The 23,267-nt window shown below is 70.2% G+C and carries 18 protein-coding genes, 1 tRNA gene and 1 pseudogene; 6 read left to right on the forward strand and 14 right to left on the reverse strand.

What is annotated here, in order from left to right; all coding sequences use genetic code 11:
- The first annotated feature begins 126 nt into the window (after positions 1-126).
- Positions 127-3,354: a S41 family peptidase gene (locus ACQHII_RS20500; RefSeq protein WP_427920661.1), complete on the forward strand. Its 3,228-nt coding sequence runs from the start codon at positions 127-129 to the stop codon at positions 3,352-3,354.
- Positions 3,355-3,486: 132 nt separating this feature from the next.
- On the opposite strand, the gene ACQHII_RS20505 is transcribed toward ACQHII_RS20500, so the two are convergent.
- The 4 genes from ACQHII_RS20505 to ACQHII_RS20520 all read right to left on the reverse strand — a co-directional run bounded on the left by ACQHII_RS20505 (position 3,487) and on the right by ACQHII_RS20520 (position 7,071).
- Entirely contained in the window at positions 3,487-3,657 is a 171-nt protein-coding gene (locus ACQHII_RS20505) for a hypothetical protein (RefSeq protein WP_427920662.1), read from the reverse strand.
- 86 nt (positions 3,658-3,743) lie between these two features.
- Positions 3,744-4,631 carry an SDR family oxidoreductase gene (locus ACQHII_RS20510; RefSeq protein WP_427920663.1) on the reverse strand — a complete coding sequence of 296 codons (888 nt, stop codon included), beginning with the start codon at positions 4,629-4,631 and terminating at the stop codon, positions 3,744-3,746.
- Positions 4,628-5,563, reverse strand: a complete 936-nt coding sequence (locus tag ACQHII_RS20515) for an alpha/beta fold hydrolase (protein ID WP_427920664.1) — start codon at positions 5,561-5,563, stop codon at positions 4,628-4,630. The genes ACQHII_RS20510 and ACQHII_RS20515 overlap by 4 nt, the downstream gene beginning before the upstream one ends.
- Positions 5,560-7,071, reverse strand: coding sequence for a flavin-containing monooxygenase (locus ACQHII_RS20520; protein WP_427920665.1), 1,512 nt, complete (start codon positions 7,069-7,071; stop codon positions 5,560-5,562). Before ACQHII_RS20520 ends, ACQHII_RS20515 begins: the two co-directional genes overlap by 4 nt.
- A 132-nt stretch (positions 7,072-7,203) precedes the next feature.
- On the opposite strand from ACQHII_RS20520, the gene ACQHII_RS20525 reads away from it, so the two are divergent.
- Positions 7,204-7,908 carry a MerR family transcriptional regulator gene (locus ACQHII_RS20525; protein ID WP_427920666.1) on the forward strand — a complete coding sequence of 235 codons (705 nt, stop codon included), beginning with the start codon at positions 7,204-7,206 and terminating at the stop codon, positions 7,906-7,908.
- Here ACQHII_RS20525 and ACQHII_RS20530 read toward each other — a convergent pair.
- Positions 7,896-8,699, reverse strand: coding sequence for an exodeoxyribonuclease III (locus tag ACQHII_RS20530; RefSeq protein ID WP_427920667.1), 804 nt, complete (start codon positions 8,697-8,699; stop codon positions 7,896-7,898). The genes ACQHII_RS20525 and ACQHII_RS20530 overlap by 13 nt on opposite strands.
- 68 nt (positions 8,700-8,767) lie before the next feature.
- Between ACQHII_RS20530 and ACQHII_RS20535 the strand changes: the two genes are divergently transcribed.
- Positions 8,768-9,244: a GNAT family N-acetyltransferase gene (locus ACQHII_RS20535; RefSeq protein ID WP_427920668.1), complete on the forward strand. Its 477-nt coding sequence runs from the start codon at positions 8,768-8,770 to the stop codon at positions 9,242-9,244.
- A gap of 549 nt (positions 9,245-9,793) precedes the next feature.
- On the forward strand, positions 9,794-11,116 hold the full coding sequence (locus ACQHII_RS20540) for a PQQ-binding-like beta-propeller repeat protein (protein WP_427920669.1): 1,323 nt from the start codon (positions 9,794-9,796) through the stop codon (positions 11,114-11,116).
- A 17-nt stretch (positions 11,117-11,133) separates the two neighbouring features.
- Here the strand turns inward: ACQHII_RS20540 and ACQHII_RS20545 are convergent.
- The 8 genes and pseudogenes from ACQHII_RS20545 to galU form a co-directional block, all read right to left on the reverse strand.
- Positions 11,134-11,796, reverse strand: a pseudogene (locus tag ACQHII_RS20545) (transposase); the annotation flags it as partial.
- A 307-nt stretch (positions 11,797-12,103) separates the two neighbouring features.
- Positions 12,104-12,177: transfer RNA gene (locus tag ACQHII_RS20550), tRNA-Ala, on the reverse strand.
- Positions 12,178-12,238: 61 nt separating this feature from the next.
- Complete coding sequence (locus ACQHII_RS20555) at positions 12,239-13,630, reverse strand: hypothetical protein (protein WP_427920670.1); 1,392 nt, start codon at positions 13,628-13,630, stop codon at positions 12,239-12,241.
- 223 nt (positions 13,631-13,853) lie between these two features.
- Positions 13,854-14,492, reverse strand: coding sequence for a GNAT family N-acetyltransferase (locus ACQHII_RS20560; protein WP_026178195.1), 639 nt, complete (start codon positions 14,490-14,492; stop codon positions 13,854-13,856).
- Positions 14,489-15,031, reverse strand: coding sequence for a MogA/MoaB family molybdenum cofactor biosynthesis protein (locus tag ACQHII_RS20565; RefSeq protein ID WP_427920671.1), 543 nt, complete (start codon positions 15,029-15,031; stop codon positions 14,489-14,491). Before ACQHII_RS20565 ends, ACQHII_RS20560 begins: the two co-directional genes overlap by 4 nt.
- Positions 15,028-15,540 (reverse strand): cyclic pyranopterin monophosphate synthase MoaC, encoded by a 513-nt coding sequence (moaC, locus tag ACQHII_RS20570; RefSeq protein WP_427920672.1) that lies wholly within the window; start codon positions 15,538-15,540, stop codon positions 15,028-15,030. The genes ACQHII_RS20565 and moaC overlap by 4 nt, the downstream gene beginning before the upstream one ends.
- A 62-nt stretch (positions 15,541-15,602) precedes the next feature.
- Positions 15,603-16,925 carry a gephyrin-like molybdotransferase Glp gene (gene glp / locus ACQHII_RS20575; protein ID WP_427920673.1) on the reverse strand — a complete coding sequence of 441 codons (1,323 nt, stop codon included), beginning with the start codon at positions 16,923-16,925 and terminating at the stop codon, positions 15,603-15,605.
- 5 nt (positions 16,926-16,930) lie between these two features.
- Positions 16,931-17,833, reverse strand: a complete 903-nt coding sequence (gene galU / locus ACQHII_RS20580; protein ID WP_093628497.1) for a UTP--glucose-1-phosphate uridylyltransferase GalU — start codon at positions 17,831-17,833, stop codon at positions 16,931-16,933.
- Between the two features lie 132 nt (positions 17,834-17,965).
- Here galU and ACQHII_RS20585 point away from each other — a divergent pair, with 132 nt between their 5' ends.
- Positions 17,966-18,547 carry a 5-formyltetrahydrofolate cyclo-ligase gene (locus ACQHII_RS20585; RefSeq protein WP_427920674.1) on the forward strand — a complete coding sequence of 194 codons (582 nt, stop codon included), beginning with the start codon at positions 17,966-17,968 and terminating at the stop codon, positions 18,545-18,547.
- Positions 18,548-18,594: 47 nt separating this feature from the next.
- Here ACQHII_RS20585 and ACQHII_RS20590 read toward each other — a convergent pair whose 3' ends face one another.
- A complete protein-coding gene (locus ACQHII_RS20590) occupies positions 18,595-21,345 on the reverse strand; it encodes a penicillin acylase family protein (protein ID WP_427920675.1) in 2,751 nt (916 codons plus the stop codon).
- Positions 21,346-21,539: 194 nt separating this feature from the next.
- Between ACQHII_RS20590 and ACQHII_RS20595 the strand changes: the two genes are divergently transcribed.
- A complete protein-coding gene (locus ACQHII_RS20595; RefSeq protein WP_427920676.1) occupies positions 21,540-23,120 on the forward strand; it encodes a potassium/proton antiporter in 1,581 nt (526 codons plus the stop codon).
- Positions 23,121-23,267: the final 147 nt, after the last annotated feature.

Genomic DNA, 23,267 nt, shown 5'->3' on the forward strand with positions numbered 1-23,267 from the left:
ATGACGAATGTAGCGCACCCTCCTACGAAACGAAACCGTTTCGTACGTGTGTTGAGTCACCCGCCGAGTCACCTCGGTGATTTTTCACAAGTTGCTCCGGTCCGTCCCGCGGAAAAGCATAGGGACGTGAGCTATCTGCGCCTGCCACACCTCAACGGAGACCTGCTGAGCTTCGTCGCCGAGGACGACCTCTGGCTGGCCCCCCTCGACGGCGGGGGCCGCGCCTGGCGCCTCACCGTCGACCGCACCAAGGTCGGCCACCCCCGCTTCTCCCCCGACGGCCGCCACCTCGCGTACACGACCTGGCGGAGCCTGGTCCCGGAGATCCACCTCGTGCCGGTCGACGGCGGACCCGGCCGCAGACTCACCTACTGGGGCAGCGCCGACACCCAGGTCTGCGGCTGGACACCCGAGGGCGACATCCTGGCGGTGGCCTCACACGGCGAACCGTTCTCCTATTTCACCTGGGCCCACAAGGTCCCCACCGACGGCGACCCCGGCGGCCGGCTCCCCTGGGGCCCGGTCTCCGACATCCAGCTCGCCGACATCGGCGGCGAACGCCAGACCCTCCTCCTCACCGGCACCCCACCCCACGAACCGGCCGCCTGGAAGCGCTACCGCGGCGGCGCCATGGGCCGCCTCTGGCTGCACGGCCGCCGCCTCCTCGCCGACCTCGAAGGCCATCTCCACTCCCCGATGTTCGTCGACGGCCGCATCGCCTTCCTCTCCGACCACGAGGGCATCGGCAACCTCTACTCCTGTTCCTACGACGGCTCCGACCTCCGCCGCCACACCGACCACGACGCCTTCTACGCCCGGCACGCGGCGAGCGACGGCACCCGGGTCGTGTACCAGTGCGCCGGCGACCTGTGGATCGTCGACGACCTGTCGCCGACCTCGGTCCCACGCAAGCTCGACGTCCGCCTGAGCGGCCCCCGCCCCGGCCGCCGTACGTACCAGGTCCCCGCCGCCCAGCACGTCGACGGCATCTCGGTCGACGAGACGGGCCGGGCGAGCGCAGTGGTCGTACGGGGAAGTCTGTACTGGCTGACCCACCGCGACGGGCCCGCCCGCACCATCACCGACACCCCGGGCGTACGGGTCCGGCTCCCCGAGATGCTCGGCAGCGGCGGACAGGTCGCCTACGTCACCGACGCGGACGGCGAGGACGCGATCGAGATCGCCTACCTCCCCCGCGCCACCGGCGACCGCGCCCCCCGCCGACTCGCCTCCGGCGAACTGGGCCGCGTACGGGAGCTGGTCTCGGACCCGGCGGGCGAACGCCTGGCCATCGCCGCCCACGACGGACGACTGCTGCTCCTCGACGCGACGGAGGACTCCAACGGCGAGGTCACGGAACTCATCTGCTCGATCAACGGCCCGGTACGGGATCTCGCCTTCTCCCCCGACGGCAGCTGGCTGACCTGGTCCCACCCGGGCATCGGCCGCTCGCTGCGCCAGATCAAGATGGCCCGCATAAAGGACCGCCTGATCGTCGACGTCACCAACGGCCGCTTCGAGGACGAGAATCCGGTCTTCACCAGGGACGGCCGGTACCTCGCCTTCCTCTCCTGGCGCGGCTTCGACCCGGTCTACGACGTCCACACCGGCGACCTGTCCTTCCCGCTGGGCTGCCGCCCCTACCTGGTCCCCCTCTCCTCGGCCACCCCCTCCCCCTTCGCCCTGACCCCGGAGGGCCGCCCGGCGGCCGGGGGCCTCGACGCGGCGGAGGACGACGAGGGCGCGGACGGCGCGGTGACGGTGGAGGTCGAGGGCCTGGAGAGCAGGGTCACCCCCTTCCCGGTCTCGGCCTCCAAGTACTCGGCGCTGTACCCGGTTTCGGGCGGCGGCCTGGTCTGGCTGCGCTGGCCGATCTCGGGCGCGCTGGGCGAGACCTTCGCGAATCCGGACGACACCAGCGGCCGGCCGACCCTCGAGTACTTCAACATCAGCAAGGCGAAGAAGTCCGAACTCGTGGACCACCTCGACTGGTTCGCGGTGAGCGGCGACGGCTCGCGGCTGGTCGTGGTCGACGAGGACGAACTGCGCGCGGTCCCCTCGACGGAGTCCGGCGACGGCGACTCGACCGTCTGGATCGACCTGCGCCGCATCCTGCACGAGGTGGACCCGCCCGCCGAGTGGCGCCAGTCCTACGAGGAGGCGGGCCGCCTGATCCGCGCCTACTACTGGGACCCGCAGATGTGCGGCATCGACTGGAACGGCGTCCTGGACCAGTACCGCCCCCTGGTCGAACGCGTCGCGACCCCCGACGACTTCGCGGACCTCCTCCGCGAAGTCCTGGGCGAACTGGGCACATCGCACGCCTACGTCACCCCGTCCCGCCGCAACGAGGGCCCGCCCCACTACCAGCGCCGCCAGGGCCTCCTGGGCGCCAACCTGGTCCGCAGGGAGGGCGGTTGGACGGTGGCCCGCATCCTCCCCGGCGAGTCCTCGGACTCCAAGGCCCGTTCGCCGCTGGCCGGCACGGGCATCCGCGAGGGCGCGGTCCTCACCCACGTCGACGGCCGCCCGGTGGACCAACTCACCGGTCCCTACCCCCTGTTGGCGGGCGCGGGCGGCACGACGGTGGAGCTGACGTTCACTCCCGCGGAGGGCGAAGGCAGATCCCGCCGCGTCGCGGTCGTCCCCCTCATCGACGAACGCCCCCTCCGCTACCAGGACTGGGTGGCCAAACGCCGCGCGGTGGTACGGGAGTTGAGCGGCGGCCACTGCGGCTACCTCCACATCCCCGACATGGGCGGCTCCGGCTGGGCCCAGTTCAACCGCGACCTGCGCCTTGAGGTCTCCCGCCCCGCCCTGATCGTCGACGTACGCGGCAACGCGGGCGGCCACATCAGCGAGCTGGTCGTGGAAAAACTCACCCGCACCATCCTCGGCTGGGACCTGACCCGCAACGCCCAGCCGGTGTCGTACGCCTCAAACGCCCCCAGGGGCCCGGTGGTTGCGCTGGCGGACGAGGCAACGTCCTCGGACGGCGACATGATCACGGCAGCGTTCAAGCTCCTGAAGCTGGGCCCGGTGGTCGGCCAGCGCACCTGGGGCGGAGTGGTCGGCATGACCGGCCGCCACCAACTCGGCGACGGCACGGTGATCACGGTCCCGATGAACGCGGCCTGGTTCGACGCGTACGGCTGGTCGGTGGAAAACCGTGGCGTCACACCGGACTTGGAGATCCTGCGCACCCCATTGGACTGGGCGGAGGGCCGCCACGCCCAGTTGGACGACGCGATCAGACTGGCGCTGGACCTGCTGGCCATCCACCCCGCGGCAACACCGCCCGACTACTCGGCCGTACCGGACAGGAGCAGGCCGAAGTTGCCGCCACGTTCTTGAGGGACAGCAGGGCAACTCCCTGCTTTTCAGGGGCGCGGGGAACTGCGCGACAAGCCCCCACGGGGCCGGCACCCGACAACGCAACGTGGGACGCCCCAAAGAAACAGGGCGTCCCACGCAATCGGACAGCGACTAAACGTCGTAGTCCTGGTCCATCCGGTCCTCTTCACGCTGCATGCGCTCGGACGCCTCGTCCCGCTGCGCGCCGCGCTCCGACGCCTCGTCCTGACCCTGGCCCATCCTGTCCTTGGCCTTGTCCGCGAGGTCCTTCGCCTTGTCCTGGAACTGGTCCTTCATACCCATGTGGGTTCACTCCCGTAGTGGGGGGGAAACGGCCCGCGACCGGGCCTCGACCAGATTCACACGGGCGGACACAGTTCGCATTTCGGTCAGCTACGTTCCGTAGCGCGAGCCTCCTCGTCAGCGGCTCCACCCGCCCCGACAAGCCCGGAACGCATCCCTTCCAGCCGCGCCCCGAACCGCCGCATCTCCCGCTGCCCCACCGACCCGATGATCCCCGGCAGATACCCGCGCACGCCCTGCGTGCCCCGCAGCCACCCCTGCCCGTACACATGGCTCGACCGCCGTTCGATCCCGGCGACGATCCGGTCCACGGCCGGCCCCAGCGGATACGTCTTGTTGGCCGGCCACGGCAGCCGCTGCCTCAACTCCCGCATGACGTCGTCCTGATCGGCCCCGCGCACCATGTCCGTGTCGGTCCAGGACAGATAGCCGACGCCGACGCGTACGCCCTTGTAGCCGACCTCGGCGCGCAGGCTGTGCGCGTACGCCTCGACACCGGCCTTGGACGCGCAGTACGCGGTCATCATCGGCGCGGGCGTGATCGCGGCCAGCGAGGCGATCTGGAGCAGATACCCGCGGCTCTCCATCAGCACCGGCAGGAACGCCCGCGCGGTCACGGCGGACCCGATCAGATTGACCTCGATCACCCGCCGCCACGCGACCGGGTCGGAGTCGACGAAGGGCCCGCCGGTGGCGACACCGGCGTTGGCGACGACGATGTCGACCTTCCCGAACCGTTCCTTGACCTCGGCGGCGACCCGCGCCATGGCCTCGTCATCCGTCACGTCCGCGTACCAGGAGGCGCTGTCGGTGTGCAGCCGCTCGGCGACCTGCTTGAGCGCGTCCGGCTCCAGCCCGACCAGCACCACCTTCGCGCCGCGCGCGGAGAGCTTGCGGGCGAGCAGTTCGCCGACGCCCCGCGCGGCCCCGGTCACGACCGCGACCTGACCCTCCAGGCTCACCTTGCGGCTCATGCGCCCTCCTTGATCTGATCGCTCGGGTCCAACTCGATGTAGGTGGCGGCCAGTTCGCGGATCTTCCCGCTGACCAGCTCGGGCGCCTCGACGGGGGTCATGTGCCCGAGTCCCGTCAGCTCGGTGCTCCCGACGCACTGCGGCAGCGCGGCGACCAGCGCCCGCGCGTGCACCGGCGGTGTCATCCGGTCCGCCGTACCGACGACGACGGCCGTGGGCACCGCCAACTCCCGTACGCCGTCGTCGAGTTCGAGGGAGTCGAGGACCTGCGACCACGCGTGCCGCACCGTCCTCGGACAGGCGTGCACGATCCGTGCGCACGCCTCGACCATGTGCGGCGCGGAACCGGGTCCCATCGTCGCGTACTTCAGGATCCGGCGCGCGGCGGGCGTGACCGGCCCGAGCGGCGCCCGGGTGCCGAGGACCTTCCGGGTCAGCCGGGTCCGGGTCCGCCCGGCCCGCATCGGCACCACGAGCGACTCGTCGACCAGCCGCGAACTGCCCGTACTGCACAGCAGCACGGCCACCGCGTGCTCCCGGAACCGGGCCCGCCCGGCCGCCGCCAGCACGGTCATCCCGCCCATGGAGTGCCCCACGACCACGGCCTTCTCGCCGGGAGCGAGGGTCGCTTCGAGTACGGCTTCCAGGTCGTCGGCGAGCGCGTCGGTGCTGTAGGTGTGGGCCGCCGGACTGCGCCCGTGGCCGCGCTGGTCGTAGACGACGACCCGGTGGTCGACCGCCAAGTCCCTTGTCTGCGCGGCCCAGAAGGCCGTGGAGCAGCACCAGCCGTGCGCGAGGACGACGGCCGGCGCGCCTTCGGGGCCGTGCACCTCGGCGTGCAGCCGGGAGCCGTCGGCCGAGGTGACGGTCACCTCGCGGACGGGGACGGGCGGGGCGTAGGGCCCGGAGACGACATGCAGGAGGCGGCTCATGCGTCCACCACCTCCGGCTTCCCGGTCTTCTTCGCGGCGGGCGCCCGTACGACCTCGTACTCGGCGAGGTTCACGCGCCGTGTGGCCGTGCGGAACTCGGTGGTCGTGCCGGGCCAGATGGTGGTGTTGCGGCCGTTCGCGTCGAGGTACCAGCTGGTGCAGCCGCCGGTGTTCCACACGGTCCGCTTCATGCGTTCCTGCACGCGCCGGTTCCAGCCGTCCACGGCGGCGGGCCGGGCGTCGAGGGCTACGCGTCCGCCGAGGACGTCCAACTGCCGTACGTAGTCGGCGAGATAGTTCAGCTGGGACTCGATCATCAGGATCATGGAGGAGTTCCCGAGGCCGGTGTTGGGCCCGATGATGGTCATCCAGTTGGGGAATCCGGCCGCCGAGGCGCCGCGCAGCGCCTGCATTCCGCCCCGCCAGGCCTCGGCCAGCGTCCGCCCGTCCGCGCCGACGACCCGGTCCGCGATCGGCATGTCCGTGACGTGGAAGCCCGTACCGAAGACGATCGCGTCGACCTCGGCCGTACTGCCGTCGGCGCCGACCACGGTCGAGCCGCGCACCTCGCTCAACCCGCTGGTGACGACGTCGACGTTGGGCTGGGCGAGCGCCGGATAGTAGGCGCTGGAGAGCAGGATGCGCTTGCAGCCGATGCGGTAGTCGGGGGTGAGCCTGGCGCGCAGGGCCGGGTCCTTGATGGAGCGGGCCATGTTGCGCTTGGCCAACTGCTCGATCATGCCCAGCTCGTTGGGCCGCTTGGTGAACGCCTGGACCTGCAACTCCCGCAGTCCCCACAGGAGTCCGCGGCGGGCCTGGGTGGTGAAGGGCAGCGCGCGGTGCAGGGCGCGTTCGGCGCCGCTGATGGCGCGGTCGACGCGGGGCATGACCCAGGGCGGGGTGCGCTGGAAGAGGGTGAGGCGTTCCACGTCGGGCTGGATCGACGGCACGATCTGGATCGCGGAGGCGCCGGTGCCGACCATGGCGACGCGCTTGCCGCGCAGGTCGTAGTCGTGGTCCCAGCGGGCGGAGTGGAAGACCTTGCCGGGGAAGGAGTCGAGGCCCGGGATGTCCGGGATCTTGGGGTCGGAGAGCGGTCCGGTCGCGGAGACGACGAGGTCGGCGGAGTAGGAACCGCTGCTCGTCTCGATGTCCCAGCGCAGCCGCTCCGCGTCCCAAGTCATCATCTTGACCTCGGAGTTGAAGCGGAGGTGGGGGCGGAGCCGGAAGACGTCGGTGACGTGCTCCAGGTAGCCGCGGATGTGCTCCTGCCCGGAGAAGGTGCGCGGCCAGTCGGGGTTCGGCGCGAAGGAGAACGAGTAGAGGTGGGACGGTACGTCGCAGGCGCACCCGGGGTAGCTGTTGTCCCGCCAGGTCCCGCCGACGCTGTCCGCGCGCTCCAGGACGACGAAGTCGGTGACGCCCTCGCGCCGCAGCCGCACCGCGGCCCCCAGCCCGCCGAACCCGGACCCGATCACCGCCACCCGCACCTGCTCGTGTTCGGTCATCCCGTGCCCTCCCATACGGCCGCACAATCGCGCCAGTGAACACTGGCGCAATCGGACTGTAGAACAGGTCCGTACTCATGGGTAGGGGGCGGGAGCCGGAAAGTTACCGGGGGTACGACGTAAGGTGCGGGCGTGGCGGAGAAGGCAGAACAGAAGCGCGAATACCGCATGGAGGAACTGGCCGAGCGGGCCGGCATCACGGTGCGCACCCTGCGCTTCTACCGCGAGCGCAAACTCATCCCCCCGCCGCGCCGGGAGGGCCGTATCGCCTGGTACGACGAGACGCACCTCGCCCGCCTGCGCACCATCTCGGCGCTCCTGGAGCGCGGCCACACCCTCAACGGCATCGCGGAACTCGCCGAGGCCTTCGACCACGGCCGCAACGTCGGCGAGCTGCTGGGCCTGGGCGCCCCCACCGAGGAGACCCCGGTCCGGCTCACTCCCGAGGCCCTCGCCGACTACTTCGGCGACCAGGCCACCCCGGAGAACTTCGCCGCCTCGCTCGAACTCGGCTACCTCGGCACCGACGGCAGCGAGATCGTCCACATCAGCCGCCGCCTCCTCGACGTCACGGCCGCCCTGGTCCGCGAGGGCATCCCCCTCGCGGCCGTCCTCGACGCGGGCCGCCGCGTGCGCGCCCACACGGAGTCCCTCGCCGGCCTCTTCGCCGACCTGGTCCTCGCGCAGGGCGGCACGGCGGAGGACCTGCAACGGCTGCGGCCGCTGGCGAAGAGCGTGGTGGAGGCGGAACTGTCGATGGCGATGGACCGCCGACTGCAACAAGGCGGTCAGGGCGGTCAGGGCGGTCAGGGCGGTCAGGACACTCAGAGGTCGTAGACGACCGTCACCGGCGCGTGGTCCGACCACCGCTCGTCGTGCGTGGCCGCCCGCTCGACATACCCCTTGATCGCCTTGGCGGCGAGCCCCTGCGTGGTCACGTGGTAGTCGATGCGCCATCCGCTGTCGTTGTCGAAGGCCCGCCCCCGGTACGACCACCACGAGTACGGCCCCTCCACGTCCGGATGCAGCGCCCGTACGACATCGACGTACGCGCCGTCCGCCGCGTCGAAGACCCGGCTCAGCCACTCGCGTTCCTCCGGCAGGAACCCGGAGTTCTTCTGGTTGGCGCGCCAGTTCTTGAGGTCGGCCGGCTGGTGGGCGATGTTCCAGTCGCCGCAGACGACGACCTCGCGGCCGTCGGCGGCGGCCCGCTCGCGCAGGTCCTTCAGATGGGCGAGGAACTCGTCCATGAAGCGGATCTTCTCGTCCTGCCGCTCGGTGCCGACCTCGCCGGAGGGCAGGTAGAGGCTGGCGACCGTGACGCCGGGGAGGTCGGCCTCGACGTAGCGGCCGCTGTCGTCGAACTCGGCCGATCCGAAGCCGACCTGGACGCGGTCGGGTTCGCGGCGGGTGTAGAGGGAGACGCCCGCGCGGCCCTTGGCGGCGGCCGGCGCGTGCACGACGTGCCAACCGTCGGGGGTGCGGACGTGCTCCGGCAGCTGCTGCGGCTCGGCTCGCACCTCCTGGAGGCAGAGCACATCGGCGGAGGTCCCGGCGAGCCACTCCACGAAGCCCTTCTTCGCGGCGGCCCGCAGTCCGTTGACATTTGCTGTAGTCACAGTGAGCACTCCGGCACGATACCGGCACACCGGACGGAGCCCTGATCTCCCTTTCGCGCAGGTATACGATTTTCGGCGTGAATCTACGCACTGTGCCCTTCGACCACCCCGACGCCGTGAAGCTGAACGACGAGGTCCAGGCCGAGTACCACGTCCGCTACGGCGACGGCGGCGACTCCACCCCGCTCGCCCCGACGGACTTCGAACCGCCGAACGGCATGTACCTGATCGCGTACGACGAGGACGACAGGCCCGTCGCCACCGGCGGCTGGCGCTCCCAGGACTCCAACGGCGAGGGCAACGAGGACGGCGACGCCGAACTCAAGCGGATGTTCGTGATCGAGCAGGCACGAGGCCGGGGCCTCGCCCGCCGCATGCTGTCCGCCCTGGAGGACGACGCCCGCGCCGCCGGCCGCACCCGCATGGTCCTGGAAACCGGCACCAAGCAGCCCGAGGCCATCGCCCTCTACACGTCCAGCGGCTACGAGCCCTGCGTGAAGTTCGGCTACTACCGCCACTTCGACGAGAGCCGGTGCTTCGCGAAGGCGTTGTGACGGCCATGACCGCTGTGACCTCGGACACCTGTCGGCTCCTCAGACGACAGGCGCCCGGGCCGGGGACGCAAAGATCCCGCCCGATCTTCCGATCGGACGGGATCTTGTTGCTTTGTGGGGTGTTCACCGGTCGACCCGATCAGGCACGACGTAGCCCCTCGGAGATCATTTCCCGCGGGGCGAGTGATCGTTCCCCGCCGACGGGCACCCGGCCACCCTCGTGGCGTCAGGATGATCACATCTGCGAACATGTTCCCGTCATCCACGCCGAGTCGCGCGCCCCGCGCAGCCACGCGCCCGCGCGAAGGAGAACCGCACCCCATGTCGCAGCCGCCACTGCCACCTCCCTCGCAAGGCCGTCCTCCGCAGCCGCCCCCGTACCCCCAGCAGGCCGGGCCATATCAGCCCACTCAGCCCTACGGCCCCTACCAGCCACCTCAGCCGGGCCCTCTGCCGCACGCTCAGAATCCTTATGCCCAGCCTCAGTTCCCGCCCCCGCCTCAGCAACCGCCCACCCGCGGACGGCGCCTGCCGCTCGTGCTGTGCGCAGTGGCCGCCGTCCTGGCTCTCCTCGCCACCGGCACGGTCCTCATGCTCCGCGGCGACGACTCCACCTCCTCCTCGGACGACAGGGCGAGCGCCACCTCCACGCACCCCACGCCCACCCCGACCACCATCGACGGCCGGCAGCTCCTGAACGTAGACCCGCCCCAGCCGAAGAGCGTCAGCGACTACATCCAGACTCCCGGAGCCTGGCTCACCTCCCGCGTCTACGCCACCGGCGCCGAGGAGGCCGTCACCGGCTACAACCTGACCACCGGCAAGCGCGCCTGGACCGTCCCGCTCTCCGGCGGGCTCTGCGGGGCCTCCCGCACGGTGACCTCCGCCGGTCTCGTCGCCGTCGTGTTCCACGCGACCGAGGACACCGTCAAAAGTCACTGCACGCGGTTCGCGGTGATCGACGTGAACAAGGGCGTCAAGGTGTGGGAGAAGCCGATCACCGACGAGAGCGTCAGCCTCGGGCTCGGGCTGAACGTCGCGATCAGCGACACCGTCGCGGCGGCCGGTTGGCCCGGCGGGTCCGCCGCCTACGACACCTCCACCGGCGCCCCCGCGTGGACCGCCCCGGCCGACGGCTGCACCCAGGAGGAACACCTCGGCGGCAAAGAACTCCTCACCCTGTCCTACTGCAAGACCTCCGCCGGCATGAAGTTCCGCATCGGCGAGCGCGATCCGGGCACCGGCAAAGCTACGTGGCGGTACGAGGTCCCGAAGGCCAAAGGCGCCTGGCTGGTGTCCAGTGAGCCGCTCGTGCTCGGCCTGCTCCAGAACGAAAAGGGCCTGGACGCCGACCAGTTGGTCACCATCTCCGACGAGGGCAAGGTGCAGTCCACCATCCAACTCGGCGACGACTACGTGGCGGGGTGCGGTGACGCCGGCGGCTGCGGCGCCACGGTCGTGAGCGGCGACACCGCCTACCTCGGCAGCGACCCCCACAACTACTCCGCGGGCAACCGGATCACCGCTTTCGACCTGACCACCGGCAAGGCCATCCGCAGCTTCCCGGCCCCGGACGACTCGACCCTCGTTCCGGTGCGCGCCGAAGGCAAGACCCTCGTCGCCGCGCAGAAGGCCGAACCCACCACCCCCGCCCGGGTCCTGCGCCTGGACCCCGCCACCGGCAGGAGCACCACGTTGATGGAGATGCCCGACGAACTGTCGCTCAACAGCACGCTGCACTCGTTGATCAGCAACGAAGTCAAGCAGCCCATGCTGTACGACGACGGGCGGTTCTTCCTGCACACGGGCAGCGGCTACTACGTGGGCGAGACAAGCCCCGATCCGATGACGCTCGCTTTCACGACCTGGTAGGCATCCGTCGGGCAGTTCGCGGAATTGTGCGGGCGTGCGATGCCGAGCATGGCGTGATGGACGCCTTCGCCGTTGGGGCGGCAGTCTCGGAGGATCTTCCAGCTCTTCATGCGGGCGAAGGCGTGCTCGACGTGAGCCCGGACTTGTTTGTGTGAGCGGTTGTGTTCCTCTTTCCAAGCAGGGAGCTCCTCGCCTTCGCGTCGGCGGTGCGGCATCACCAGCCCCGTGCCGGGATACCCGCCATCGGCAATCGTGGTCGTCTGACCGACGGCGGCCTTCGCGCCGGATTCCGCCCACGCCTTGCCGTCGTTGCGATCACTCGGCAGTGGTCGGCCGACCATCACGACCGGACGGGTGTCGGCGTCGATGACGACCTGATGGTTGGTGGGGACGATAGTTCTTGGACTGCTCAGCCACCGTGTGGTCGCAGGTGGGCACCAGGGAGCCGTCCGCGACGAGCACGGTGTCCTCAAGGAATCGCTTCCGGAGTTGGAGTGCGAGCAGCGGCGCCGCGACCAGCAGGACGCGGTCGTCCAACGGCAGACTCCACGGTCGGCCCGTCCGGCCCCCGCCGGCGCTCTCACGACGTAGTGCGGTCACCAACTTGGCAGAGCAGCGCGGGTTCAATCCGGTGAACGGGAAATCCAGGACGGCTCCGAGGCCGTGATCACAGCACCCACGCGCCTACGTTCGGATGACCAGGAGGGATATCGCTGCCGTCGCTCGACGGGCGTGGTAGCGCCACATCCCCTCTGACCAACCGCGCGTGGAACAGCCCCACATCACCTCAGCACGCCGATCAATCCAGTCGGCGTGCTTCCCCACGCCCAGGCGCAAGCAAGAACACGCAGCATCCTCGCCACGGCGCCCGACCGCCCGCACCCAGACCTCCCGTACAGTCCAGAAACGCCAAGATCCCGTCCGATCGAAGTGATCGGACGGGATCTCGTGAACCGTCTACGAGCTAACTCGTGAACGGCCTTGCAGTGGACCTGTGGGGATTTGAACCCCAGACCCCCTCGATGCGAACGAGGTGCGCTACCAGACTGCGCCACAGGCCCTTGCAACGAGTGAAACTCTAGCATCCCCGTCAGGGTGCTTGGAAATCCGTTCCTTGCCTGGTCACTCGTTGGCCGCGCGGGGCCGTTCGCCGTCCTCGTACTGGTCGAACAGCGGGGTGCGGCCGCGTTCACGGGCGCGGCGGGCGGAGGCTGCGCGGCGGGCGTCGGTGCGGCCGTCGGCCGTGGCTTTGTCCTCGTCCGACAAGTCCTCCGCCTCCTCCTCGTCCCGGGCCGCCGGCTGTGCCTCCTGCTCCGGTGCCACCGAGCTGGAGCGCGCGGAGCTCCACGCGTCGGGCGCCCCGAGGTCCACGTCGGAGGTGGCGCGCGGGGCGACCGGTGCGGTGACGTACGTCGGCAGGGGTACGGGTACGGGGTCCCAGCTGTCGCCCTGGCCCGGCCGGCGCTGCCGTTCGCGCTGCTGGTCGACCCACTCGGCGTGGTCGGTCTGTTCGACGAGGGCCCGGCGGTCGGCGGCGAGGGCGGACATCCCGGGGTCCGTCTCCGGTTCGGGTCCCTCCTCGGCGTCGTCGATCCCGGCGTCCACGGTCGCGCGCCGGCGCGGCTGACGCTCCCGCAGCCGTTGCGCGGCGGCCTCGGCCTGACGGCGGTCCATCTGGTAGGCGAAGCGGCTGCGTTCCTGGGAGCGCAGGTAGGCGATGTAACCGCTGAGCAGTACCGCCGGCACAGCGGGCGCCCAGAGCAGAGCGAGCCCGCCGACCGCCGCGACGATCGCGCCGAGCGTGAAGGCGAGGAAGAGCATCACGGTCGTACGCCGGCGGCGCGCGAGCACCTTCACACGCCGGGCGCGCGCCGCGGCGGCTTCCTCGGCGGGCGTACGCCGTCCGACCGGGACGCGCCTACGGGCGGACGCCGGGGCGGACTTGGCGGCCGGCTTGGACGCCTGGGCGGAGGCCGGGGCGGGGACGGGGGCGGAGACGGAGGCTTGCTGGGGTGCCGACTTGGCCGCCTGGTCCCGGGCTTGTTCACGGACCTGGTCGCGGGTCTGACCGCGGGCTTGGTCCCGGGATTGGTCTCGCGCGTGGTCCCGAGCTTGGTCGCGCGCCGGTTCGCGACCCGGCTCACGCGCGGGCTCGCGCGCTGCTTCGCGCTCCGGTTCCCGCGCCGCTTCCGACCGGTCCGGGCCCGGCCGGCGGACCTGTGCGTGCACCTGGGGACGGGCCGGGGGCATGGCGAAGGCCCGGACGTCCACCGAGTCGGTGACGGCGTCCGGCACGACGGCGCCCGACTCCCCCTCCTCGGTGGAGCGCGCCCGCAGGTCCTTGGCGTACCGGCGCTCCATTCCCGCCCGTCCGGACAGCAGCCGGATGGCGGTGCTGAAGCGTTCCGTCGGACGGGCCTCGTTCAGCTCGTCCTGCCTACGGAGCCACATCGGCACCAAGTAGGCGGCCCAGGCCCCGACAATGACTGCGTAGATGAGGCCGCTGCTGCTCACGCCTCACACGGTAGAGGGGTTTGCGTGAGGCCATCTGCCAATTGAGCCGGTGTGTCGCACGATCTGGCTGATATTTCGAGCTTTTTTTGTGACCGATGCGATCAACAGGCCGCGGAGTTGGCGAATTCATTGCCCCAAGGTGGTCATCCGTCGATCACTTTCGAACATTTATTCCATTTCCGGGGAGCCGGGCTTCCGGGCTTCCGTGCCGACAGGCTCCCCGTTACGCGGGATTGTCGTGCGGTGTGCTCCGGGAGCGTGCCCGCTGCCAGCGGGCCAGCAGCCCTTCGGGGACCTCTTCCGCGGTGAGCGCGAAGACGAGATGGTCGCGCCAGGCTCCGTCGATGTGGAGATAACGGGGCCGAAGCCCCTCCTCACGGAATCCGAGTTTCTCGACGACCCGGCGGCTGGGGCCGTTCTCCGGGCGAATGCAGACCTCGATGCGGTGCAGTCCGACAGCCCGGAAACAGTGGTCGACGACGAGTGCCACGGACGTCGGCATCACTCCGCGCCCGGCCACCGACTCGTCCACCCAGTAGCCGATGTGGCCCGAGCACATCGAGCCCCAGGTGATCCCGGCGACCGTCAACTGCCCGACCAGGCGCCCCTGGTACTCGATGACGAACGGCAGCATCCGGCCCGCGTTCGCCTCGGAGCGCAGGTGCCTGACCATCTGGCGGTAGGTCGGCCGGTGTGCGATCGGCCCGCTGGGCGTGGGCGGCGGAATCGTCGCCTCCCAGGGACGCAGCCAGTCACGGTTGCGCCGGTTGACCTCGCGCCAGTCCCGCTGGTCGCGGAGTTTTATCGGCCTCAGGACGATGTCGCCGTCCGCCAGTACGGCGGGCCAGGATGGGCTGTTCAGCTCGCACCCCCACTGGTGTCGGCGGGTCTGGGGTGATCGCCGCCTCGGATCTGGTCGACGGCGTGCGCCAGCAGGGGTTCCAGGACGGCGAGGCCGTCCCTCACCCCGCCGGTGGAACCCGGCAGGTTGACGATCAGTGTGCGCCCGGCGACCCCGGCCAGGCCACGGGAGAGCGCCGCGGTCGGCACCTTCTCCCGGCCGTACGCGCGGATGGCCTCGGCGATGCCCGGCACCTCGTAGTCGATGACCGCGCGGGTGGCCTCGGGGGTGCGGTCGGTGGGCGAGACGCCGGTGCCGCCGGTGGTGACGACCGCGTCGTAACCGGCCGCCACGGCGGCTCGCAGGGCGGCCTCCACCGGGTCGCCGTCGGGGACCACCCGCGGTCCCTCGACCGCGAAGCCGAAGCCCTTGAGGCCGGCGGCGATCAAGGGGCCGCCCCGGTCCTCGTAGACCCCGGAGGCGGCGCGGTTGGAGGCGGTGACCACCAGTGCCCGGTACGGCGCGGGCGGCGCGCCGCCGGCCGGATCGTCGGGGCTCATGTCCGGCTCCAGTCCCCCGACTTGCCGCCCGTCTTCTCCTCCACGCGTACGTCCGTGATGACCGCTCCCTTGTCGACCGCCTTGACCATGTCGATCACGGTGAGCGCGGCGACGGAGACCGCGGTGAGGGCCTCCATCTCGACGCCCGTGCGGTCCGTCGTCTTCACGGTGGCCCGGATGCGTACGGCGTCGTCCGCGACCGACAGGTCCAGTTTCACACCCGACACCGACAACGGGTGACAGAGCGGGATCAGATCGGGAGTGCGTTTGGCGCCCATGATGCCCGCGATCCGCGCGGTGGCCAGGGCGTCGCCCTTGGGGACCCCCTCGCCGCGCAGGAGTTCGACCACGCGGGGCGAGACGAGGACGCGTCCGCTGGCGGTGGCGGTGCGCGCGGTCACGTCCTTGCCGGACACGTCGACCATCCGGGCGGCGCCCGCGTCGTCGATGTGCGTGAGGCGGTGCTGCTCAAGGGGTCCGGGGGTGTCCCCCCGGAAAGGCTCAGTCATGCTGTGCGGCGCTCCCGGTCCGGGCGTGTTGTGCGCGACACGGTACCGCCAACCAGGAGTGCTCAGCCGAGCAGGACCACCTCGACCTCGGTGCCGGGCTCGACGGACTCGACGTCCTCGGGGACGACGATCAGCGCGTCGGCCAGCGCGAGGGCCGCGACCAGGTGCGATCCGGCGCCCCCTACGGGGGTGACCTCACCGTCGGTGTACGTCCCGCGCAGGAATTGTCTGCGCCCCTTCGGGGAGGTCAGCGCCTTGTCGGTGGTGAGGGTGGCGCGGGTCCTCGCGCGGTGGACGTCGTCGAGGCCCATCAGGGTGCGGATCGCGGGGCGGGCGAACAGCTCGAAGGAGACGTACGACGACACCGGGTTGCCCGGGAGGGCGAGCAGCGGGATGTGGTCGGGGCCGATGGAGCCGAAGCCCTGGGGCTTGCCGGGCTGCATGGCGAGCCTGCGGAAGTCGATCCCGGCGCCCTCCTCGTCCTCGTCGCCCACGGAGGACAGGGCCTCCTTGACGACGTCGTACGCCCCGACGCTCACGCCGCCGGTGGTGACCAGGAGGTCGGCGCGGACGAGCTGGTCCTCGATGGTGGAGCGGAGGGTGTCGGCGTCGTCGGCGACGGCGCCGACCCGGTAGGCGATGGCGCCGGCGTCGCGGGCGGCGGCGGTGAGGGCGAAGCTGTTGGAGTCGTAGATCTGGCCGGGGCCCAACTGCTCGTCGGGCTGGACAAGTTCGCTGCCGGTGGACATGACGACCACGCGCGGGCGGGGGCGGACGCGGACCGTGCCGCGGCCGATGGCGGCGAGCAGGGCGATCTGCGGCGGGCCGAGGATCGTGCCGGCGTCCAGGGCGCGGTCGCCGGCCTTCACGTCGCTGCCCATCGCGCGCACGTGCGCGCGTGCCTCCGCCGAGCGGTAGACGTGCACGTGTCCGGCGGCCGCCTCGGGGGCCTGGCTACGGGCGCGCATGCCGGTGACCGGGCCTTCGCCGAGGCCTCCGTCGGTCCACTCCACGGGGACAACGGCCTCCGCGCCGGGCGGCAGCGGGGCGCCGGTCATGATGCGGGCGGCCTGGCCGGGACCCACGTGGAGGGGTTCGGCCTGGCCCGCCGCGACGTCGCCGACGACCGTGAGGACGGCCGGGTACTCCTCGCTCGCGCCCGCGACGTCCGTGACCCGCACCGCGTAGCCGTCCATCGAGCTGTTGTCGAAGGGCGGGAGCGAGACCGGCACCGTGATGTCCTCGACCAGGACGCAGCCCTGGGCGTCGAGCAGTTGCAGCTCGATGGGTTCCAGGGGGCGGACGGTCGCGAGGATGTCCTCCAGGTGCTCGTCCACCGTCCAGAGGTGGTCGGGTCCTGTGGTGCGGGTCGCGGCGGTGCTCAACGTTGCTACATCTCCTCGGCTACGTAACTGCGAAGCCAGGCGCGGAAGTCCGGGCCCAGGTCTTCACGTTCGCACGCGAGTCTGACAATGGCACGCAGATAGTCGCCCCGGTCCCCGGTGTCATAGCGGCGGCCCTTAAAAACGACGCCGTGCACGGGGCCGCCGACCTTCTCGTCGGTGGCCAACTGCTGGAGGGCGTCGGTGAGCTGGATCTCGCCGCCGCGGCCGGGCTCGGTCTTGCGCAGTATGCCGAAGATGTGGGGGTCGAGGACGTAGCGGCCGATGATCGCGTAGTTCGACGGGGCGTCGGCGGCCTCCGGCTTCTCCACCAGGCCGGTGACCTTGACGACGTCGTCGTCCGCGGTGGCCTCCACGGCCGCGCACCCGTAGAGGTGGATCTGCTCGGGCGCGACCTCCATGAGGGCGACGACGCTGCCGCCGTGCTGCTCCTGGACCTCGACCATGCGGGCGAGGAGGGGGTCCCGGGGGTCGATCAGGTCGTCCCCGAGGAGGACGGCGAAGGGCTCGTGGCCGACGTGCGGGGCCGCGCACAGCACCGCGTGGCCGAGGCCCTTGGGGTCTCCCTGGCGGACGTAGTGCATGGTCGCGAGGTCGCTGGACTCCTGGACCTTGGCCAGCCGGCTCGCGTCGCCCTTCTTCTGGAGGGCCGATTCGAGCTCGTAGTTGCGGTCGAAGTGGTCCTCAAGGGGGCGCTTGTTGCGTCCGGTGATCATGAGTACGTCGTCGAGCCCCGCCGACACGGCCTCTTCGACCACGTACTGGATCGCCGGCTTGTCCACGACCGGCAGCATCTCCTTGGGAGTTGCTTTCGTGGCCGGCAGGAACCTGGTGCCGAGACCGGCTGCGGGAATGACAGCCTTGCTGATCCTGGGGTGCGACTGAGTCATGCCCGAACCTTATCCGGTGCCTTTGTGCTGAATCTGTGGCTCCGGTTAATACGCTCTCATATGAGCACATTGGGAAGGATGCGGGTGGGACCTGTGCGTCACCTAGGACATGAACCCGAGCCTGACAAGCGAATGTTGCGACGAGAGTTCCTCACGGTGAGGAACAGGTTGACGGCCGATGACGTGCGGGAAGCCGCCGTCGCGCTCGCCGATCGCGCGCTGGAGCTGCCCGAGCTGGCGCACGCCCGCACGGTGGCGGCGTACGTCTCCGTGGGGGGCGAACCGGGCACGCTCGCCCTGCTGGACGCGCTCCGCGCGCGGGACGTCGACGTCCTGCTCCCCGTGCTCCTCCCGGACAACGACCTGGACTGGGGCGCCTACGACGGTGAGGGCTCGCTCGACCGGGTCCAACACGGCGGAAAGATGGCCCTGTTCGAGCCGTCCGGCGAGCGGCTCGGCCCGGACGCCGTGACGGCCGCCGATGTCGTCCTGCTGCCCGGACTGGCGGTCGACGGGCGCGGGATGCGGCTGGGGCGCGGCGGGGGGTCGTACGACCGCGTGCTGGCGCGGCTGGAGCGGGCGGGCGCGTATCCCGCGCTGGTGGTGCTGCTGTACGACTCCGAGGTCGTCGCGCGCGTCCCGGCGGAGGCGCACGACCGGCCGGTGCGGGCGGCGGTGACACCGGGCGGCGTGCACAGGTTCCCCGGGAACTGAAATGGCCCTCCACGCGCGCGTGGAGGGCCATTTCGGAGGTCAGCCGCTCACGGCTTCAGCACCAGGGTGTCGCTCGTGCTGTTGTCGACCGCCTTGGACGAGAAGGACCACGGCAGCAGTTCGCCGTTGACCCACTTGCTCGTCTGGTCGGTGTAGTGGGCGCTGAAGGCGTGCCCGGAGGCCCCGGTGAGGTTGATCCACTTGGACTTGTCGAAGTTGTCCAGGTTGACCACCATGCGCATCGACGGCACCCAGACCACTCCGTAGCCGCCGGCCGCGTTCCAGCCGGTGGCGTTGACCGTGGCCTCGCCGCCGCTGAGCTTCCAGGGGCCGCGGTTGAGGATGTACTGGACGATGGCGGGGCCCTCGGTGCCCAGGGTCTGGTTCTTCAGGAACAGGCGGTGCAGCCGGCCCCAGCTCCAGGTGTCGATGTCCTTGCCGAGCTTGGCGGTCAGCTCCCAGCGGGCGTCGATCATAGCGCGCTTGAAGAGCTGGTTCATGTTGCTCGCGCCCGGGCGGGTGCCCGACTTGGGGGTCGTCCACCAGTCGCTGGTGGGGTCGTCCATGAGTTGGCGGACGACCTCGAACCAGCGGTCGCCGCCGTCCGGCTGCGCCTGGTCCGCGTCGCGCTCGCCGCACTCGCGGACCTTCTGGTTGGTCTCGTCGGCGGGACCGGTCGTGTCGACCGGCGAGACGAACAGACACTGGCCCTTGACCCGCAGCTCCTTGGGCAGCTTGTTGCCGAAGGCGAGCTTGAGGATGTTGCGCCAGACCGAGTTGAAGTAGGCGGCGGCCGCCGAGTCGGCGTCCTGGGTGTAGTCCCAGCCCTCCAGGAGCTTCTGCGCCTGGCGCACGTCCGGGTCGGGCTCGTCGATCTTCAGCAGCTTGGGCACCAGCAGCTTGGCGATCTCGCTGCTGTCGTCGAGCTGCATCTGCCGCATGTCGTCGGTGGAGATCTTGCCGCCGCCGTCGATCTTCGACTGGATCAGATCGGTGATGCGCTGACTACGGGTGCCGTATCCCCAGTCGGTGGTGAGGGTGTACGGGTACTTGTCCTTGTCGATCACGGCCTGGTTGGCGGTGACGATGTAGCCGCGCTTCGGGTTGTACTCGTACGGCAGCGCGGCCTGCGGGATGTAGCCGGTCCAGTCGTACTTGGAGTCCCAGCCGGGCACCGGCAGCGAGCCGTCGCCCTTCCCGCGCACCGGGATCTTTCCGGGCAGCGTGTAGCCGATGTTGTTCTTGGTGTCGGCGTAGACGAGGTTCTGCGAGGGCACGTCGAACTTCGTGGACGCCGCGCGGAACTCGCTCCAGTCGGACGCCTTGTCGATGGCGAAGACGGCGTCCATGGTGGTGCCCGGGTCCTCGGCGGTCCAGCGCAGGGAGATGGCGTAGCCGTCGCCTCTGTCGGGGGCCGCTGTGTCGACGGTGGCCTTCTTGCCGACCTTCACGAGCTCGTCGTTGCGGTCGGAGAGCAGCGGACCGTTGTTGGTCTCGCGGACGACGATCTTCTTGGAGGCGCCGCCTGCGACCTTGATGGTCTCCGTGCGGCTGGTGAAGGGCTTCGTCGTGCCGTCGTAGAGGTAGCCGTCGCCGGAGAGCTTCTCCAGGTAGAGGTCGGTGGTGTCGACCCCGGAGTTGGTCATGCCCCAGGCGATGTCCTGGTTGTGGCCGATGACGACTCCGGGCATGCCCGCGAAGGTGTAGCCGGTGACGTCGTACTGGCACTTGCTGGAGATCGCTCGGCAGTGCAGGCCCATCTGGTACCAGACGGACGGCAGCGACGCCTCCAGGTGCGGGTCGTTGGCCAGCAGGGGCTTGCCGGTGATGGTGTGCTCCCCGCCGACGACCCACGAGTTGGAGCCGATGCCCTGGCCGTTCACGCCGACGGCCGTCGGAAGGTCGTCCAGGACGTTCGAGAGGCCCGCGAGCTGGCTCGTGAGGGCCGAACCCGACGAGGACGACGTGGAGCCCGTCGTGCCGCTCGTGGACGTGCTGGTGGAGCCGTCACCGCCGTTGAACGTCTTGGTGTACTCGTCGTACTCGCCCACGGTGACGATCGGCTCGTTGCGGCTGTACGGATAGTCCGGGTACAGGTCCGCGATCTGCTTCGGGCCGAGGCGGGAGGTCATCAGCGCGCGGTCGATCTCGTCCTGCATGTTGCCGCGCAGGTCCCAGGCCATCGCCTTGAGCCACGAGACGGAGTCGACCGGGGTCCACTTCTCGGGCTTGTAGTCGTTGGTGAAACCGAGGGCCGCGTACTCCAGGGAGATGTCTTTCCCGTCCTTGCCCTGGAGGTAGGCGTTGACTCCCTTGGCGTAGGCCTGGAGGTACTTCTTCGTGGAGGCCGACAACTTGGTGTCGTACTCCTCCTTGGCGACCCGGTCCCAGCCCAGGGTGCGCAGGAACTCGTCGTTCTTGACCTGGCCCTTGCCGAACATCTCGGACAGCCGCCCGGCGGTCATGTGCCGTCGTACGTCCATCTCGTAGAACCGGTCCTGCGCCTGGACGTAGCCCTGCGCCATGAACAGGTCCTCGTCGGAGGACGCGTAGATCTGCGGGATGCCGTAGCTGTCGCGCTTGACGTCGACGGGCCCCGACAGGCCGTCGAGGGTGATCGAACCCGTGGTCTGCGGCAGGGAGGCCCGGACCGTACTGACGGACCAGTAGGCGCCGTAGGCGATGCCCCCGATGATGGCCATTACCAGGACGAGAACCAATAGACGGGCTTTGCGCCCCTTTTTCCTGCCGGACTTGCCGGGCTTATGACCCGATGAGGCGGTGGTGTTGGGGGGCATCGCTGTCCTTGCTGTCCTAACGCGAGCGGCAGGGCGGGCTGTGCTTTTGACTGAGCGCTGGAGCAACCATAGGCGCAGGCTTCCGAGCGACTTGACGCGGTGTCGGGTACCGGCGCGGACGGGCGTTCGATCTTGCCTCGGGAAGTGTCAAGAAAGCGTCAAGAGTTAGGTAAGGTAACGAAGTACTTGGATGCGTGGCGCCGCCGTCTCGCGTCCCCTGTACATGTGCTGCCGCCCCGGACGCGCGTCAGCCGAGGAAGGGAAGCCTTCTGACTGTCCACCACCTCGACCAGCTCCTGCTCGTCTGCTCGCTCGTCCTGCTCGTCGCCGTAGCGGCGGTCCGGATCTCCTCGCGCAGCGGGCTCCCCAGCCTGCTCGTCTACCTGGGGATCGGCATCGCCATGGGCCAGGACGGCATCGGCGACATCCATTTCGACAACACCGAGCTGACCCAGGTCATCGGATACGCGGCCCTGGTCGTGATCCTGGCCGAGGGCGGCCTCGGCACGAAGTGGACAGAGGTCAGGCCGGTGCTGTCGTCGGCCGCCACGCTGGCGCTGGCGGGAGTGGCGGTGAGCGTCGGCGTCACGGCCGCGGGCGCGCACTATCTGGTCGGACTGGAGTGGCGGCAGGCGCTCATCATCGGGGCGGTGGTGTCCTCGACGGACGCGGCGGCGGTCTTCTCCGTGCTGCGCAGAATTCCCCTCCCCGCGCGCGTGACGGGCACTTTGGAGGCCGAGTCCGGCTTCAACGACGCCCCGGTGGTCATCCTGGTCGTCGCTTTCTCCACGGCGGGCCCGGTCGAGCACTGGTACGCGCTGGTGGGCGAGATAGCCCTGGAGCTGGCCATCGGCGCGGCCATCGGCCTCGCGGTGGGCTGGCTCGGCTCCTGGGGGCTGCGGCACGTGGCGCTGCCCGCCTCCGGCCTCTACCCGATCGCCGTGCTGGCCATCGCGGTCACCGCGTACGCCGCGGGCGCACTGGCGCACGGCAGCGGCTTCCTGGCGGTCTATCTCGCCGCGATGGTGCTCGGCAACGCCAAGCTGCCCCACTGGCCCGCGACGCGCGGGTTCGCCGACGGGCTCGGCTGGATCGCACAGATCGGCATGTTCGTCCTGCTCGGCCTTCTGGTCACCCCGCACGAGCTCGGCGACGACGTCTGGCCGGCGCTGATCATCGGCCTGGTGCTGACGATGGTGGCCCGGCCGCTCAGCGTGGTGCTCAGCCTCACACCGTTCCGAGTCCCCTGGCAGGAGCAGACGCTGATGTCCTGGGCCGGGCTGCGCGGCGCGGTGCCCATCATCCTCGCGACCATCCCCATGGTGAACGGCGTCACCGGCAGCCGTCGCGTCTTCAACATCGTCTTCGTCCTGGTCGTCGTCTACACCCTCGTCCAGGGGCCGACGCTGCCTTGGCTGGCGCGCACGCTGAAGCTGGGCGAGGGGCCCGAGGCCGCCGACCTCGGCATCGAATCGGCACCCCTGGAGCGGCTGCGCGGGCATCTGCTGTCCGTCGCGATCCCCGCGGAGTCCAAGATGCACGGCGTCGAGGTCAACGAGCTCAGGCTGCCGGCCGGGGCCGCGGTGACCCTGGTCGTACGCGACGGAAAATCGTTTGTTCCGCTGCCCTCGACGGTTCTGCGGCGCGGCGACGAGCTCCTGGTCGTGGCGACGGATCCGGTCCGGGACGCGGCCGAGCGGCGGCTGCGGGCGGTGGGCCGCGGCGGGAAGCTGGCGGGGTGGCTGGGCACGGACAACGCCGCGGCCGGTCGTTAAGGGCATGTTTCGTACGGTTCACACGTTCACCAATCGCAGGTGAACGCACGCGCGGTGCCCGTTTTCACAGGTCCACCGGGCCTCTCTCCCTGTACGATGAAGGCACATTCTGATCGAACCAACTCTGCCTGACGCAGTGCTGACGCG

It is taken from the genome of Streptomyces sp. cg40 (genome assembly GCF_050320165.1).
GTDB classification, from domain to species: Bacteria; Actinomycetota; Actinomycetes; order Streptomycetales; family Streptomycetaceae; genus Streptomyces; species Streptomyces hokutonensis.

What these genes read in the sequence shown, in the direction of transcription:
- ACQHII_RS20505 (WP_427920662.1), bottom strand. Translation starts at nt 3,657, where the DNA reads ATGGGTATGAAGGACCAGTTCCAGGACAAGGCGAAGGACCTCGCGGAC.
- ACQHII_RS20510 (WP_427920663.1), bottom strand. Translation starts at nt 4,631, where the DNA reads ATGAGCCGCAAGGTGAGCCTGGAGGGTCAGGTCGCGGTCGTGACCGGG.
- ACQHII_RS20515 (WP_427920664.1), bottom strand. Translation starts at nt 5,563, where the DNA reads ATGAGCCGCCTCCTGCATGTCGTCTCCGGGCCCTACGCCCCGCCCGTC.
- ACQHII_RS20520 (WP_427920665.1), bottom strand. Translation starts at nt 7,071, where the DNA reads ATGACCGAACACGAGCAGGTGCGGGTGGCGGTGATCGGGTCCGGGTTC.
- ACQHII_RS20565 (WP_427920671.1), bottom strand. Translation starts at nt 15,031, where the DNA reads ATGAGCCCCGACGATCCGGCCGGCGGCGCGCCGCCCGCGCCGTACCGG.
- moaC (WP_427920672.1), bottom strand. Translation starts at nt 15,540, where the DNA reads ATGACTGAGCCTTTCCGGGGGGACACCCCCGGACCCCTTGAGCAGCAC.
- galU (WP_093628497.1), bottom strand. Translation starts at nt 17,833, where the DNA reads ATGACTCAGTCGCACCCCAGGATCAGCAAGGCTGTCATTCCCGCAGCC.
- ACQHII_RS20585 (WP_427920674.1), top strand. Translation starts at nt 17,966, where the DNA reads ATGTTGCGACGAGAGTTCCTCACGGTGAGGAACAGGTTGACGGCCGAT.
- ACQHII_RS20590 (WP_427920675.1), bottom strand. Translation starts at nt 21,345, where the DNA reads ATGCCCCCCAACACCACCGCCTCATCGGGTCATAAGCCCGGCAAGTCC.